The sequence below is a fragment of the Arthrobacter sp. ISL-69 genome (genome assembly GCF_018613775.1).
Lineage (GTDB): Bacteria > Actinomycetota > Actinomycetes > Actinomycetales > Micrococcaceae > Arthrobacter.
The window spans coordinates 163,371-177,539 of sequence record NZ_JAGGPO010000019.1; the positions used below are offsets into that span (position 1 = coordinate 163,371).

Annotated in this window: 14 protein-coding genes; 10 read left to right on the plus strand and 4 right to left on the minus strand. The window is 66.2% G+C overall.

Features of this window, described 5'->3' with window-relative positions:
• Positions 1 to 2,307, plus strand: a complete 2,307-nt coding sequence (locus J7I79_RS15445) for a gluconokinase, GntK/IdnK-type (protein ID WP_251042841.1) — start codon at positions 1 to 3, stop codon at positions 2,305 to 2,307.
• Between the two features lie 133 nt (positions 2,308 to 2,440).
• Positions 2,441 to 3,688, plus strand: a complete 1,248-nt coding sequence (locus J7I79_RS15450) for an FAD-dependent oxidoreductase (RefSeq protein ID WP_214954616.1) — start codon at positions 2,441 to 2,443, stop codon at positions 3,686 to 3,688.
• Here the strand turns inward: J7I79_RS15450 and J7I79_RS15455 are convergent.
• On the minus strand, positions 3,667 to 3,909 hold the full coding sequence (locus J7I79_RS15455; protein WP_214954618.1) for an acyl carrier protein: 243 nt from the start codon (positions 3,907 to 3,909) through the stop codon (positions 3,667 to 3,669). The two genes, J7I79_RS15450 and J7I79_RS15455, sit on opposite strands and share 22 nt — an antisense overlap.
• Positions 3,906 to 4,862 (minus strand): dihydrolipoamide acetyltransferase family protein, encoded by a 957-nt coding sequence (locus J7I79_RS15460; RefSeq protein ID WP_214954621.1) that lies wholly within the window; start codon positions 4,860 to 4,862, stop codon positions 3,906 to 3,908. The genes J7I79_RS15455 and J7I79_RS15460 overlap by 4 nt, the downstream gene beginning before the upstream one ends.
• Positions 4,863 to 5,046: 184 nt before the next feature.
• On the opposite strand from J7I79_RS15460, the gene pyrE reads away from it, so the two are divergent.
• The gene (gene pyrE, locus J7I79_RS15465) at positions 5,047 to 5,619 is read left to right on the plus strand and encodes an orotate phosphoribosyltransferase (RefSeq protein WP_214954623.1); all 573 of its coding nucleotides are present in this window, start codon (positions 5,047 to 5,049) and stop codon (positions 5,617 to 5,619) included.
• An 18-nt stretch (positions 5,620 to 5,637) separates the two neighbouring features.
• Here the strand turns inward: pyrE and J7I79_RS15470 are convergent, their stop codons facing one another.
• Complete coding sequence (locus J7I79_RS15470; protein WP_214954625.1) at positions 5,638 to 6,885, minus strand: serine hydrolase; 1,248 nt, start codon at positions 6,883 to 6,885, stop codon at positions 5,638 to 5,640.
• Positions 6,886 to 7,108: 223 nt separating this feature from the next.
• Here J7I79_RS15470 and J7I79_RS15475 point away from each other — a divergent pair, with 223 nt between their 5' ends.
• The 3 genes from J7I79_RS15475 to J7I79_RS15485 all read left to right on the plus strand — a co-directional run bounded on the left by J7I79_RS15475 (position 7,109) and on the right by J7I79_RS15485 (position 9,718).
• Positions 7,109 to 7,891 (plus strand): GAF and ANTAR domain-containing protein, encoded by a 783-nt coding sequence (locus J7I79_RS15475; RefSeq protein ID WP_214954627.1) that lies wholly within the window; start codon positions 7,109 to 7,111, stop codon positions 7,889 to 7,891.
• Positions 7,892 to 8,032: 141 nt separating this feature from the next.
• The gene (locus tag J7I79_RS15480; RefSeq protein ID WP_214954629.1) at positions 8,033 to 8,626 is read left to right on the plus strand and encodes a hypothetical protein; all 594 of its coding nucleotides are present in this window, start codon (positions 8,033 to 8,035) and stop codon (positions 8,624 to 8,626) included.
• 51 nt (positions 8,627 to 8,677) lie between these two features.
• A complete protein-coding gene (locus tag J7I79_RS15485; protein ID WP_214954631.1) occupies positions 8,678 to 9,718 on the plus strand; it encodes a thioesterase domain-containing protein in 1,041 nt (346 codons plus the stop codon).
• Positions 9,719 to 9,750: 32 nt separating this feature from the next.
• On the opposite strand, the gene J7I79_RS15490 is transcribed toward J7I79_RS15485, so the two are convergent.
• Entirely contained in the window at positions 9,751 to 10,581 is an 831-nt protein-coding gene (locus tag J7I79_RS15490; protein ID WP_104174109.1) for an HAD-IIA family hydrolase, read from the minus strand.
• Positions 10,582 to 10,858: 277 nt separating this feature from the next.
• On the opposite strand from J7I79_RS15490, the gene J7I79_RS15495 reads away from it, so the two are divergent.
• The 4 genes from J7I79_RS15495 to J7I79_RS15510 all read left to right on the plus strand — a co-directional run bounded on the left by J7I79_RS15495 (position 10,859) and on the right by J7I79_RS15510 (position 14,148).
• Complete coding sequence (locus J7I79_RS15495; protein ID WP_214954633.1) at positions 10,859 to 11,812, plus strand: hypothetical protein; 954 nt, start codon at positions 10,859 to 10,861, stop codon at positions 11,810 to 11,812.
• Positions 11,813 to 11,858: 46 nt separating this feature from the next.
• The gene (locus J7I79_RS15500) at positions 11,859 to 12,533 is read left to right on the plus strand and encodes a TrmH family RNA methyltransferase (RefSeq protein ID WP_396020203.1); all 675 of its coding nucleotides are present in this window, start codon (positions 11,859 to 11,861) and stop codon (positions 12,531 to 12,533) included.
• A gap of 172 nt (positions 12,534 to 12,705) precedes the next feature.
• Positions 12,706 to 13,725, plus strand: coding sequence for a class II fructose-bisphosphate aldolase (gene fbaA, locus J7I79_RS15505; RefSeq protein WP_214954635.1), 1,020 nt, complete (start codon positions 12,706 to 12,708; stop codon positions 13,723 to 13,725).
• Complete coding sequence (locus J7I79_RS15510; protein ID WP_214954637.1) at positions 13,726 to 14,148, plus strand: DUF3151 domain-containing protein; 423 nt, start codon at positions 13,726 to 13,728, stop codon at positions 14,146 to 14,148.
• The last annotated feature ends 21 nt before the right edge of the window (positions 14,149 to 14,169 follow it).

The window sequence follows — 14,169 nt, forward strand, 5'->3', positions numbered from 1 at the left end:
ATGAGCACCAAGCACCGCATCATCGTTATGGGCGTCTCGGGCTGCGGCAAGACCACCATCGGTGACCTTGTGGCCCGCGAACTCGGCGTACCGTTCCTCGACGGCGATTCCCTCCACCCGGTGGAGAACGTCGCCAAAATGGCGGCCGGAACGCCCCTGACCGACGAGGACCGCTGGCCCTGGCTGGCCACTGTGGGCAGGGAACTCGCCTACGCCGGCCCGGGCGGACTCGTGCTTGCCTGCTCCGCGTTGCGGCGCAGCTACCGGGACGCCATCCGGGAACAGGCGCCGGATACGGTGTTCCTGCACCTGCACGGCAGCAAGGAGGTTCTTAGGGAACGGACTGAAGGGCGGTCCGGGCACTTCATGCCGCCCGCGCTGCTGGAATCCCAGCTCGCCACCCTGGAACCGCTCGAGGCCGACGAAGCCGGAATCGTGGTTGACGTCGCCGCCCCGGTGGACCAGGTGGTGACCGAGGCGCTGGCCGGCATTGCTGCCGTCGCCGCTGCGGCCGTCGGAACTTCCGCTGTGGCGTACCAGCGTGCCCCGGGCACCCAACCGCGCCAGTTCGACGTCGACCTCCGGGCCGCGCCGTTCAATCTCGACGACGATGCCGTTGCGTGGGTGGAATCCACTATCGCCGGACTGAGCCTCGAGGAAAAGATCGGGCAGCTGTTCATCAACCACAACAACGACTACTCCCCGGAGTATCTGGACGGTGTCCTGGACACCTTCCACGTGGGCGGCATGCGCTACCGGCCGGGACCCTCCGCGGCCGTGCAGGAACACATCCGCTACGCGCAGTCCAAGACCCGCATCCCGCTCCTGGTGGCCTCCAATCCGGAAATGGGGGGAGCCGGAAGCTGCGACGACGGAACATTCGTGTCGACGCACCTGCAGGCCGGCTCGCACCCGGACAAGGCCATCGCCCGGAAGATGGGGCAGGTGGCCGGGGTGGAAACCGCGGCACTGGGCTGCAACTGGGCGTTCGCGCCGATCGTGGACATCCACTACAACTGGCGGAACACTGTGATCTCCACCCGGGCCTTCGGCAACACGCCGGAGATCGTGGTGGAGCGCGCCAAGGAGTACTTCGACGGCATCAGCGAGTCACCCACCGTCTGCGCCATGAAGCACTTCCCCGGCGACGGCATGGATGAACGCGACCAGCACGTGGTCACCTCCTACAACACCCTCGGCTACGAGGACTGGAACCGGACCTACGGGCAGGTGTACCGCGAGATGATCGGGCACGGCGTGCAGTCCATCATGATCGGGCACATCGGCGCGCCGGAGCTCACGCGGCATTTCCGCCCGGGAACGGCGGACAAGGACATCCTGCCCGCCACACTGTCCCCGGAACTGCTCCAGGACCTGCTCCGCGGCGAGCTGGGCTTCAACGGGCTGATCCTCACTGACGCCTCGCAGATGATCGGCCTCACCCAGGCCATGAAGCGCAAGGACCTGGTTCCGGCCACTATCGCTGCCGGCTGCGACATGTTCCTGTTCTTCCGCAACCCGGCCGAGGACTTCGGGTACATGATGGACGGCTACAAGTCCGGCGTCATCACCGAGCAGCGCCTGCACGATGCACTGCGCCGGATCCTGGCCCTCAAGGCAAGCCTCGGGCTGCACCTCAAGCCGGCCGCGGAGCTTGTGCCGCCGGTTGAGGCCCTGGCGAAGATCGGCAGCGATGCCCACCGTGCCGTCGCGGCAGAGATCGCGGACAAGACCGTCACGCTGATCAAGGACACGGCCAAGAACCTGCCCATCACGCCGGAGACGCACAAACGGATCCGCCTGTACGGCATCTCCGGCGGTTCGGACTTCACCAGGGCTGATCCGCTGGCCTACCTGGACACCGTCAGGGCCGAGCTGGAAAGCGTCGGCTTTGAGGTGCACCTGTTCAAGACGGCGGACCAGCGGGAGGCAGCGGGGGAGACCGGGGTGAATTTCATGTCGATCATCTCCGAGGAAGCCACCGGTGACTACGCGGACAAGTACGATGCCGCCTTTGTGTTCGCCAATGTGAAGGGCTTCGCCCAGGAGGCAGCCATCCGGATCAAGTGGTCCTCACCGATGGCCGCGGAGATCCCGTGGTACGTCACCGAGGTCCCCACCGTGTTCGTCTCGCTCAATCAGCCCAACCACCTGATTGACGTGCCGATGGTGAAGACCGCCATCAACGCCCACGCCGGAACGCCCGAGGCCATTCGGGCGACCATCGAAAAGATCATGGGCAAGTCGGAATTCCAGGGAACGTTCAACGACAACGTCTTCTGCGATTCCTTCGACACCCGGCTCTGACCCGGTTCCGGCGCCCGCGAGTCGCGCCCGCGAGTCGCGCCCGCGAGTCGCGACGGCGACGCGCGGGCGGCCTGGGCAAGCGCGGCTGCCAAATCCCTGTGCAGCGGCTCCGGCCCCGGCGTAGCGTGGGTGCATGGAGCGAACGGGGTGCGTTGTGGTGGGCGGGGGACCGGCGGGCATGATGCTGGGCCTGCTGCTGGCACGGGCCGGAGTGGAGGTCACCGTCCTCGAAAAGCACGGCGACTTCCTGCGGGACTTCCGCGGCGACACCGTGCATGCATCCACCATCAGGCTGATTGACGAGCTGGGACTGGGGGACCAGTTCCGGAAACTGCCGCAGAGCAGGCTGAACGCCGCCGCCATCCCGCTCCCGGGCGGCGGCATGCTGACGCTCGGCGATTTCGCCTCCTTGAAGCCGCCCTACAATTACATCGCCATGATGCCGCAGTGGGATTTCCTGAGCTTCCTGGCCGGTGAATCAGCGCGCGAGCCCACCTTCACCCTCCTGATGGAGCATGAAGCCACATCGTTAATGTCCGACAGCGGCCGCGTCACCGGCGTCCGCTACCGGACCCGCCACGGTTCCGAAGGTGCGATCCTGGCGGACCTCGTGGTGGCCACGGACGGGCGCCACTCCGTGCTGCGCCGGGCAGCAGGCCTACAGCCGAAGGAATTCCCCGTTCCGTTCGACACCTGGTGGTTCAAGCTCCCGCGCCATGCCTCGGAAAAGGGCGCCGTGGCAGGCATCGTTCCGGCATTCCGGGGAACCGAAGCCATGATCGCGCTGTTCCGGGATGACTACTACCAGATGGGTTACCTGGGTCCCAAGGGCACGGATTCGAGGATCAGGAGCGAGGGCGTCGGGCGGTTCCGTCAGCGGGTGGCAGCCCTCCGTCCTGATCTGGCGGACCGGGTGGACTCGATCCGTTCGCTCGATGACCTGCATATGCTCGATGTCCGGCTGGACCGGTTGCGGCGCTGGTATGTGGATGGCCTGCTGTGCATCGGCGACGCCGCGCATGCGATGTCCCCGGCGGGCGGCGTAGGCATCAACCTGGCCATCCAGGACGCAGTGGCTGCGGCGTCCCGGCTGGCGCCGGCCCTCCTTCGCGGGCAAGTGACAGTGCAGGATCTCGCTGCGGTGGAACGGCGGCGGCGGATGCCCACAGTCGTGGTCCAGACCGTCCAGCGCATCATGCACCGGGCAGTGTTCGTTCCGTTGTTTGCCGGACGGCGGTCCGGAGTTCCACGCGTGGTGTTGTTCCTGGCCAGTCACTTTCCGGCGGTGACCAGGCTCATGCCTCGCCTCATTGCCTTCGGGCCCCGGCCGGAGCACGCGCCCGGCTTCGCCCGCCGTGGTCAGCCGCGGGAGGCGAGGTAGTCGATCAGGCCCTTCACGGTGGTCACTGCGGTGTAGTCGCGCTCGGGAATATCGACGCCGGTGGACTCGTCGATGGCCTCCAGGAGCCGGAGGAAATCCAGCGAGTCGAGTTCGAGGTCCTGCCGCAGCCGGGACTCTTCATCAAGGCCGGCAAGATCCACGTCCGGGGCAACCTGGCCGATGGCCGTGTGCACGGCCAGCCGGGCGTCCTGTTCGTTCATAGCTCCTCCGGTTTCTGCAGCAGTTCGTCGATGCGGGCCAGGAAACGGCCGCCCCGGAGCCCGTCGCTTACCCGGTGGTCAGCGGACAGCGTTGCAGCGACCGCGGGCCGCACACCCAGGAGGCCTTCGTGGGCCCAGGGCTGTTCCACCACTTTGCCCAGGCCCACCATGGCCACCTGCGGCGGATAGATCACGCCGAATACGGTCTCCACGCCGAGGTCCCCGAGGTTCATCACCGTGATGGTGGGATCGGCCATTTCGGCGCGCTGCAGGCGCCCGGCCCGCGCCCGGCTGACGAGATCCCGCAGCTTCTGCATGAGGACGTCCAGAGCCAGGGTGTCGGCGTTGTGGATGGCAGGCGAAACCAGGCCGCCGTGCCGCAGGGCCACGGCAACGCCGAGGTGCACGGAACTGCTTGGCCGGAAGATCCCGTCGGTGTAAAAGCCGTTGACTTCCGGAACCTCCCGGGCTGCCAGGGCGGTTGCCTTCAACAGCAGGGCCGAGGGGACCAACCGGGAGGCCACCGGCCGCTGGTTGTTGACCAGCTGCATCCACTCGAGGGCGGCGCGCAGGTCCAGGGTGGTGCTGAGGTAATAGTGCGGAATGGACTTCTTGGACCGGGACATCAGCGACCCGACGGCCCGCCGGAGGCTCGACACCCGGTCCTGCGCCTCGGACGGCGGAACGGATGCTGCATCCGGCTGGACCGTTTCTTCCTCGGTTCCCAGGATCCGGACCATGGGGGTGCCTACGGGGACCGTCGTGCCGATATCCACCAGCAGTTCGGTGACCTGGCCCTCCTGCTGGGTCTCCACATCAAGGGTGGTCATGTCGGTTTCGACCACTGCCACCGAATCTCCCGGGCTCACGTGGTCGCCAGGCTCAACGAGCCACTCCACAAGCTTGCCGTTCTTCAGGTCCGCGCCAAGGGAGGGCAGCCGGAATTCACCCATATGCCGCTGCTGGGTAGGGCCGGACCGGGAGGCCGCGGCCGTCTTTGGAAGATACGGGCCAGCGGGTGAGTGGCGCGGTTCCGGCCGTCATGACTCCATCCGACTCCTCCCCGGGGAAGCTGCATAGAGTAGAAAGTCCCTTGGCCGCGCCGTCACAAATCCCTGACCCACTAAAGTGGACCCCATGACTGCCCCGCTTGATGCCTCTGCCGCCCGTGCCCGCCTGCTTGAACTCATCAAGGAACTCGCCGTGGTCCGCGGCAAGGTGATCCTGTCCAGCGGAGCCGAGGCCGACTACTACATCGACCTCCGCCGCATCACCCTGCACCACGAAGCGTCCAAACTCGTTGGCCAGGTCATGCTCTCGCTGATCGATGACGCCGGGATCGACTTCGAGTGCGCCGGCGGCCTCACCATGGGCGCCGACCCGGTGGGCACCGCAGTGATGCACGCCGCCGTGGACGCCGGCCGCAACGTGGACGCCTTCGTTGTCCGGAAGGCGCAGAAGTCCTACGGCATGGGCCGCCAGGTGGAAGGCCCTTCGGTGGAGGGCCGCAAGGTCCTGGTGCTTGAGGACACGTCCACCACGGGTGGCTCCGCGCTGACCGCCGTCGAGGGTGTCCGCAACGCCGGCGGCAACGTAGTCGCGGTCGCCGTCATCGTGGACCGCGACACCGGGGCCAAGGAAAAGATCGAAGCCGAGACCGGCGTGCCGTACCTGTTTGCGTTCGGCAAGGACGAACTCGGCCTGAGCTAGGGATTCCCGCTCGGAACTTCAAGGACCTTCCCCGAACCAGACACCTCCACCGAGGCGACAGCTGCCGTTGAGGGCGTCTTCCGCGACTTGGGTCATCCCGGACGCGATCGCGTTGGTGCCTTGCGCGGCGGTGCCCTGGGGGAACGGCCGCGGCGGGTATGCCACTGCCAAGGCAAGCCGCCGGCTCCCGTCGGCACTGGCCATGGCGACCGTACCGTATCCCGGGACGTCGCCGACATAGCCGTAGTAGAAGCCGTTCGTGCACCTGTCGTTCCACTGGAATAGGCCGAGCCCGTATTCGGCGTGGATTGGTCCCTGCATTTCCGCCACCCGATCCCGCGGTACCAGCCGACCGTCCAACAGCGCGTCGAAGAACTTGTTCAAGTCAGCCATCGTCGACACGAGGCCGGTGGCCCCGGAACCACTGTGAAGGGCGGCATAGGTGGTGTCCACGGGTTCACCGTCGATGAGCGTGTAGCCGTGGACCATGCCCTCAGGTACCGGCCCGTCGTCTGTCAGCCGGGTACCGCCGAGGCCCAGGGGCTGCCCGACGTCGGCCCACAGCACGTCAGCGAGCGGCCGCCCCCGGAGACGTTCGACGATCAGGCCCAGGGCGATGTAGTTGGAATTCGAGTAGCTGAAGCTTTGGGCGCGGCGCCGTTGCCAGGGGAGAGTTGCGGCCAACGCGAGTTTGTCTTCGGGGCTCAGCCGGGTGGCGAGGGCCTGCCGCGGAGAAACTGCATCCAGCAATGGACCGTGGTAGTCGGGCATGCCGGAGGTGTGGCCGAGGAGTCGCCGCACGGTGTAGGGCTCGGGTTGGTGGAGCAGGCCCTGGAGCTCCGGCAGGTAGGTGCTGGCCGGTTCATCGAGGGAGAGCCTGCCTTCCTCCGCGAGTTTCAGGACGGAGACCGCCACCAGGGGCTGCGTGAGGTCGCCGACGTGGACGGGGTCGGTGGCCCGGGCCGCTTCGCCCGCGGAGTTCCGGACACCGGCGGCATGAGTCCAGGCCTCCGCGCCGACACGCAGTTCGAGGAGGACCGCTGGGGCACCGGCGTCGATCAGACCTTGGCTGTACCGCTCAAGGTGTGATTTTAGATCGCGGGTGGGTATCGGTGGCTGAGGCGGGGGCGTCGACGTCGGCACCGCCGGTTCCGAGGGGCCCGGCTCAGGACCGAAGGTGCAGCCGCCCAGCGCCATGCCGGATGCAACCACGGCGGCCACGGCCGCAGTACGGATCGACGATCCACCTCCGCGAGCCGCAACCATCGGACAACCTTCTGCCTGTCGGTTCACAGCGCGCCCGGCATCAGGGCTGTTCCGACACGTTTATGCTTCCATGCGCGCTCTGGGAGTCAATACCCGGCCCCAATGCCGATCCGGTGTCCTCGAAGACCAGCTTCCGGTGGCTAAGCCTGCGTGGACGGTCCTCCGCCGGTGGCTTACCATTTGCCTTACGACCCCGTGCACCTGTCCCTGGAGAAAACGCGCCATGCTCCCGTCCAACCCAAGCCCCACCACCGTTGACCAGATCCAGAACCTCATCCTGGAGAGTGCGGATTTCGAGGACTTCCTCAACGAACTGGCGCGCTTTTCCGCGCACCAGATGGCGGGCGACGGCGACGACGCGCTGTGCGGCATCACTTTGCTCCGGGACCGCAAGGCGGCCACCATCGGCTGGAGCAGCGATTCCGCGCGCGAGGTGGACGAGATCCAGTATTCGCTGTCCCAGGGGCCCTGCCTGACGGCTGCGGAGGAGGAACGGGAAGTCCACGTTCCGGACCTCTTCGAGGAGGACCGCTGGGGCCCTGACTACGCAAATGCCGTCGCCTCGCACGGGCTTCGGTCGGTGCTGTCCCTCCCGTTCCACCTCCAGGGCGACGCCAAGGCCGCGCTGAACCTCTACTCGGACGATCCGCGCAAATTCGACGAGAAGGCAGCGGCCCGCGCCAGGGGCTACACGCGTGAAATTTCGCAGGCGCTCCGTCTGGCCGTCAGGTTTTCGCTGCACACAGACAGCGCCACCAACCTCCGGGCCACGTTGGAGTCCCGGACCACCATCGATATCGCCGTGGGAATCGTCATGGCGCAGAACCGCTGCAGCCAGGAGGCGGCGGTCCAGATCCTGACGGATGCATCCAGCAACAGCAACGTCAAGCTCCGGGACATCGCCAGGTCGTTGGTGGATTCGGTGGGCGGCACGGAGGCGCGCACCCACTTCGAGGAACCGGGCCAGGGCCAGAACCGCGGACAGGGCCGAACTCAGGCAAGCTAGCCGGTGCGGGCCGGGGCCGATCATCCGCTGCCGGCCCGCACCACGCCTGCGCCCTGACCGCAGGCTTGTGCCGGCGGTGCGGGGAGGATACGCTGGCCGAGGTTGAGCCGTCGGCCATAGACACCCTTTTTTGGAGTACCTATGGACCGCAAACTTCGCGCCCTCGTTAAGCTCGACGTCACCTCGGATGTTGTCCGGATTGACGTCCGGGGGAGCCTCAACCACGACTCCCGCCCCGCCCTTGTGATGGTTATTCGCCGCATCCGCCGGATGGGCATCACCGCCCACATCCGCGTGGACTTCTCCCTTGCTGCTTTCGTCGAATCAGCCGCCCTGGTCGGGCTCCGCAACGACCTCAATGCGATCGACGGCGGCGCCAGCGAAGGCGGCGTGTCCACCGGGTCCGGGGTTTCGCTGGATTTCATGCCACGGCGGGACGACCTTGCTTCAGATTCCGGCGCGGGTTCCAGAACACTTGAAATCACCGGGGAATTCGCGGCGTCGATTGACCCGTCGGGCTGCGGTCCGCTGGCCCAGTACTCCGACGACGAACTTCTTGCGGCCAGCGACTCCGTGTTCGGAATGCTGGACGATCCCGCTGCAATCGCCGGGACCGAACTCCTGGCACGGTACGACGCGATCGGCCTGGAGATTTCCCGGCGGGAGAACGCCAAAGCCGGCCGGAAGGACGCTGTCGGCGTCGTTCCTGCCCGTCCGTCCGGGAATGCGAACTAGCACCATCCATCGCGTTTTATATCCGGCTTCCGCTGTGGCTACGGTAGAGGTGTGCCATGTGCCCAGGAGCCACACCCCGAGGGCGGCCCCGGATCAGCCGAGGGACGCCTCCTCAGGCATGCCGCCGAACTCAAGAGATTTTCCCGGCGGAATTTCCTGGTCGGGGCGGGTGCGGCGTCCCTGCTGGCCACCGACATGTTCTTCACCCGGCATGTCCAGGCGGAGCGCCGGACCAACAGGATCCTGACGGTGGGCGACGACTTTGCGGAGAGCTACTACCCGCACTCCAGCTGGATCCTGTTTCCCGGCTACAAGACCAGCTGGGAGGAGGCGCAGTGGATCCTCAATTCCCTGCGCGGCACGCTGCGCCAGCGCGGCCAGCTTGCCGCCGTCGGGTATTCCAACGAGGGGCTGGACATTGACCAGATCGTGATTGAGGTGATCGAGTACGTTCGGGAAAAGCAGCTGACCAGCCTGTACTTCTACGGCCACAGCTTCGGCGGGATGGTGGCGACGCAGGTCGCTGCCCGGTTGCTCGAGCTGCACGGAGTGGAAGTGGAGTTCATCCTGCTCGACTCCAGCCCCTACAGCAAGTTCGACGTCCTGGACCAGAGCTGGTTCGAGGGTGTGGTTGTCCTCTACGAAGGCGGGTTCCGCGTTCCCACCGTCCTGCGCGGCGGATATGAACTCGGCGAACGCATCGCGCACAAGGACGAACGGACCTGGCGCCAGGTGGTGGACCAGAGCCTGGAGCAGCTGTCACCGATCGCTCCGTCCAGTGTGCTGATCCAATCCGAATCGGCCTACATCTACCATTTCGACGCCACCCGGTTCGCCGGCAAGATCGGTGCGACCCGGATGGCCTTCATCGGCAACCCTCGCGACGGCACGGTGAACTACCGGACGGCCCGCGAAGCGTGGGCGCAGACGTTTGCCGCGAACATGGTGTCCAACGACCGGCGCACCGACGATGCCCTGCCGGCGCATGCCAGCCCGCAGTGGAACCCGTTCGTGTACCGGCCCATCATCGAAGAACTGCAGGACGAAATCTTCCCGTTGCCTTCGGGCGGCGGCAAGCTGACCGCGTTCTGAACCGGTGCACGGCCGCCGCAGTCCGAATGAGGCTAGATCTGGCTCTTGAGGTCCGCCACCGAGTTGAGGATCTGGTTGGGCCGGAACGGATAGGCGGCGATGTCGTCCCTGTGCGTGATTCCGCTGAGGACCAGCACGGTGTGCAGTCCGGCCTCCATGCCCGCGATGATGTCGGTGTCCATCCGGTCGCCGATCATGGCGGTGGTCTCGGAATGGGCGTCGATCTGGTTCATGGCCGAACGGAACATCATGGGGTTCGGCTTGCCCACAATGTACGGTTCGCGGCCGGTGGCCTTGGTGATCAGGGCCGCGATGGCTCCGGTGGCGGGCATGGGGCCGTCCTTGGACGGGCCGGTGGCATCCGGGTTGGTGGCGATGAAGCGGGCACCCGCCAGGATCAGGCGGATCGCCATGGTGATGGCCTCGAACGAGTACGTGCGCGTTTCGCCGAGCACCACAAAGTCCGGGTTCTGGTCGGTGAGGATGAACCCGGCCTCGTGCAGCGCCGTCGTGAGTCCCGCCTCGCCGATGGTGTAGGCACGGTTCCCGGATTCCGAGCCGCGCACCTGGTCCTTCAGGAACTGCGCCGTGGCCAGCGCCGAGGTCCAGATGTTCTCCTCCGGGATCTCCAGTCCGGAGGAACGCAGCCGCGCGGCCAGGTCCCGGGGCGTGAAGATGGAGTTGTTGGTGAGGACCAGGAAGCGCTTGGAGGTGTCCACCCAGCGCTGGATCAGTTCCGCGGCACCGGGGATCGGCTGGTTTTCGTGGACCAGGACGCCGTCCATGTCCGTCAGCCAGCATTCGATTTCCTGGCCACTTCGGTAAACCGATGCCGATGAACGTACTTCGTCTGATTTTGCCATGGTGATCCTCCAACGCTGATGGGCCGGTTCCGGGTCCCAGTCTGTCATTTTTCGGGCACCGGAACATCCGGCGTCCGGAGAATGACGGAACGCGCCCAGCGCATCCCGACGCCGTCCACTAGGCTCGTAGCTGGCACCAGTGTGCCAGCGGCCGCGGATCGGGGGATGTCTGCGGTGGTTTGTTGTGCCGGCCCGCGCCGGCAGGTCCCCGCCGCCGGACATCACCAGGCATCCCGGGAACCGCAGGATGCCAGCAAGCACCTGAAAGGGCCCGCAAATGAGCAACAACTACGGCGCACCGCCGCCGCCACACCCCCAGCAGCCCCACCCCACACAGAACTTCCCGGGGCAGCCCCCGCAGCAGCCGCGCAACAACAAGAACCTGATCATTGTGCTCGGCGCCGTCGCCGCTGCCGTGATCATTGCGCTGGTCGCCGTGTTCGTTTGGGTCATTCCGGCGTTCAGCAAACCGCAGGCCGAGGACAACCCTGTGCCGGTGGCGCCGTCCTCTGAAGCCGCAGCTTCTGAAGCGGCGGAGGAGGGCGCCGCCCCCGAGGGATCCGCCGCGCCGTCGGAGGATGCCTCCTCGGACGACATGCCGGCCGGTGCCTTTCCCCTTCCCCAGGGGTGGGACGAACTTCAGGGCCCCGCCAACATTCCGGCAGCCGACGACCCGCTCTTCAAGCGCTTTGTCACCGGCGAATCCTCCTTCTCGTACCTGGCTTCGTGGAGCAGCGACGAAACATTCGGGATCACCACGGACCCGGCCACCGGCGCCCCCATGCAGCAAGTCGCCAGGGGCACCGATGAGCGCGACGGTGACGGCATTTCCACGGCCTTCTCCTTCTTCGCTGAAGCTGAGGAGGGCAAGTACGGCAAGGAGCCGGCAAAGGTCCAGGCAGCCATCAAGGACATCGAGGCGAAGCTCAAGGCCATCCCCGCCGCTGAACTGCCGCAGCACCTCGTGGGCCACAAATGCGTCTCCAATTTTGAGTCGTCGGCGCCGGAAATCCGGGAGTTCCGCCGCGCAGAGGCCGTCGTGGTCGGGTTCACGTGCACCAATGCCGGCGGCGGCGCCATCCGGGCCGTCAACCTGTTCAGCGTGACCCCGTGGGGCACTCCGCAGATGATGGGCGTCAGCGGACACGAGAGCTACTGGAGCGCCAATCCGGAAGCGTTGGAGAAGATCGCCAACTCCTACCGGGCCAACCGCTGGAAGCTGGACGGCTAGTTCCGCCCGCATCCGGTCCCGGGACGGGCGCGGCTAGAGTTGAGGGGTGACTGACCACCCCCAGACCCCAGCCCTGCCCGTTCCCCCGCCCGAGGAGGAACCGGAGCCCAAGGCGGAGGTCGGCGTCGGGCCCTGGGAAGGTGAGTTTCCCCAGGGCGGGCACTGGGACCCTGACCTCCTGGCCGACGGGGACCGCCGCAATGTGGTGGACAAATACCGCTACTGGAAGCACGAGGCCATCGTGGCCGACCTGGATTCGAAGCGCCACGAGTTCCACATAGCGATCGAAAACTGGCAGCACGACATGAACATCGGCACCGTGGTGCGGACCGCCAACGCGTTCCTGGCCAAGGAAGTGCACATCATCGGACGGCGCCGCTGGAACCGCCGCGGCGCCATGGTCACCGACCGCTACCAGCACGTCCGCCACCACCCCACCGTGGAGGATTTCGTGGCGTGGGCGCAGCGGGAGGGGCTGGCGATCATCGGCATCGACATCTTCCCCGACTCCGTGCCGCTGGAAACCTACGAGCTCCCGAAGAACTGCGTCCTGGTGTTCGGCCAGGAAGGTCCGGGCCTGACCCCGGAAGTCCATGAGGCGGCCCGGGACACCCTCTCGATCGAACAGTTCGGCTCCACCCGCTCCATCAACGCGGCGTCCGCGGCGGCCATCGCCATGCACGCCTGGATCCGCCGGCACGTCTTCAGCCAGCACGTCTAGTTCGGCACCGTCGCCGCGGCCTGCCATCCGGGCGGGCACAGCGCAAAGTGTTACCCGTCCCCGTGACCCGAAACACTGTCCCTGCGCAGAAATGACTAGGATGGGTGCTAGCCGACGAGGTTCACTCCAGGGTCAACACAGCCCGTAGACGAAATTCACTTTAGGAGTCAGCATGCCCATTGCAACCCCAGAGATCTACTCCGAGATGATCGACCGCGCCAAGGCGGGCGGCTTCGCATTCCCCGCAGTCAACGTCACGTCGTCGCAGACCCTGAACGCTGCGCTCCGTGGTTTTGCCGACGCCGAGTCCGACGGCATCATCCAGGTTTCCACCGGCGGTGCGGCCTACTGGTCCGGCGCCTCCACCAAGGACATGGTTGCCGGCTCCCTGGGCTTCGCCGCCTTCGCCCGCGAAGTGGCCAAGAACTACGGCGTCAACATCGCGCTCCACACCGACCACTGCCCCAAGGACAAGCTGGACGGCTTTGTCCTGCCGCTGCTGGCAGCCTCCGAAGCCGAGGTCAAGGCCGGCCGCAACCCGCTCTTCAACTCGCACATGTGGGACGGCTCCGCCGAGACCCTGCAGGAAAACCTGCGCATCGCCCGGGAACTCCTGGAGCGCACCGCTGCTGCAAAAATGATCCTTGAGGTCGAGATCGGCACCGTCGGCGGCGAGGAAGACGGCGTCGAAAACGAGATCAACGAGAAGCTCTACACCACTGTGGAAGACGCCCTCGCAACCATCGAAGCCCTGGGTGCCGGCGAGAACGGCCGCTACATCACTGCCCTGACCTTCGGCAACGTGCACGGCGTGTACAAGCCGGGCGGCGTGAAGCTGCGCCCGGAGATCCTGAAGGACATCCAGGCCCAGGTCGGTGCCAAGATCGGCAAGGGAAACCCGTTCGACCTCGTGTTCCACGGCGGCTCCGGCTCATCCGACCAGGAAATCGCCGACGCCGTTTCCTACGGCACCATCAAGATGAACATCGACACCGACACCCAGTACGCCTACACGCGTCCCGTGGCCGACCACATGTTCAAGAACTACGACGGCGTGCTCAAGGTTGACGGCGAGGTGGGCAACAAGAAGACTTACGATCCGCGCGTCTGGGGCGCCTCGGCCGAAGCCGGCCTGGCAGCCCGCGTTGTTGAAGCCACGAAGCAGCTTGGCTCGGCCGGAAAGACCTTCTAGATGTCCGACGAGTTCCGCAGGAACCTGATGGGTCCCGAGCCCACGCTCCTGCCGGCCGAGACTGAGGTCTATGCGCAGCTGGATGCCGGCCAGGAAGCCCTGGACCTGGTGGAGAAGCACCCCACTTCGTCGCTGCTGTGGGCTGTACTCGCCGAGGAAGCCTGGGCTGAGGGCCGGACCATCGAGTCCTACGCCTACGCCCGCGTCGGCTACCATCGCGGCCTCGATTCACTGCGGCGCAACGGCTGGCGCGGGGTGGGACCCATCCCGTGGGAACACGAACCCAACCGCGGCTTCCTGCGTGCCCTGTACTCCCTGGGCCGCGCCTCCTCGGCCATCGGTGAGGCAGAGGAACCGGAACGCATTGAGAAGTTCCTCAATGACTCCGATTCTTCCGCCAAGGCGGCCATCGAAGGCAAATAACTGAACATACGACGGCGGCCC

Excerpts from the sequence above, each read along its gene's own strand:
- J7I79_RS15445 (WP_251042841.1), top strand. The coding sequence starts at position 1 with ATGAGCACCAAGCACCGCATCATCGTTATGGGCGTCTCGGGCTGCGGC.
- J7I79_RS15450 (WP_214954616.1), top strand. The coding sequence starts at position 2,441 with ATGGAGCGAACGGGGTGCGTTGTGGTGGGCGGGGGACCGGCGGGCATG.
- J7I79_RS15455 (WP_214954618.1), bottom strand. The coding sequence starts at position 3,909 with ATGAACGAACAGGACGCCCGGCTGGCCGTGCACACGGCCATCGGCCAG.
- J7I79_RS15460 (WP_214954621.1), bottom strand. The coding sequence starts at position 4,862 with ATGGGTGAATTCCGGCTGCCCTCCCTTGGCGCGGACCTGAAGAACGGC.
- pyrE (WP_214954623.1), top strand. The coding sequence starts at position 5,047 with ATGACTGCCCCGCTTGATGCCTCTGCCGCCCGTGCCCGCCTGCTTGAA.
- J7I79_RS15470 (WP_214954625.1), bottom strand. The coding sequence starts at position 6,885 with ATGGTTGCGGCTCGCGGAGGTGGATCGTCGATCCGTACTGCGGCCGTG.
- J7I79_RS15475 (WP_214954627.1), top strand. The coding sequence starts at position 7,109 with ATGCTCCCGTCCAACCCAAGCCCCACCACCGTTGACCAGATCCAGAAC.
- J7I79_RS15480 (WP_214954629.1), top strand. The coding sequence starts at position 8,033 with ATGGACCGCAAACTTCGCGCCCTCGTTAAGCTCGACGTCACCTCGGAT.
- J7I79_RS15490 (WP_104174109.1), bottom strand. The coding sequence starts at position 10,581 with ATGGCAAAATCAGACGAAGTACGTTCATCGGCATCGGTTTACCGAAGT.
- J7I79_RS15495 (WP_214954633.1), top strand. The coding sequence starts at position 10,859 with ATGAGCAACAACTACGGCGCACCGCCGCCGCCACACCCCCAGCAGCCC.
- fbaA (WP_214954635.1), top strand. The coding sequence starts at position 12,706 with ATGCCCATTGCAACCCCAGAGATCTACTCCGAGATGATCGACCGCGCC.
- J7I79_RS15510 (WP_214954637.1), top strand. The coding sequence starts at position 13,726 with ATGTCCGACGAGTTCCGCAGGAACCTGATGGGTCCCGAGCCCACGCTC.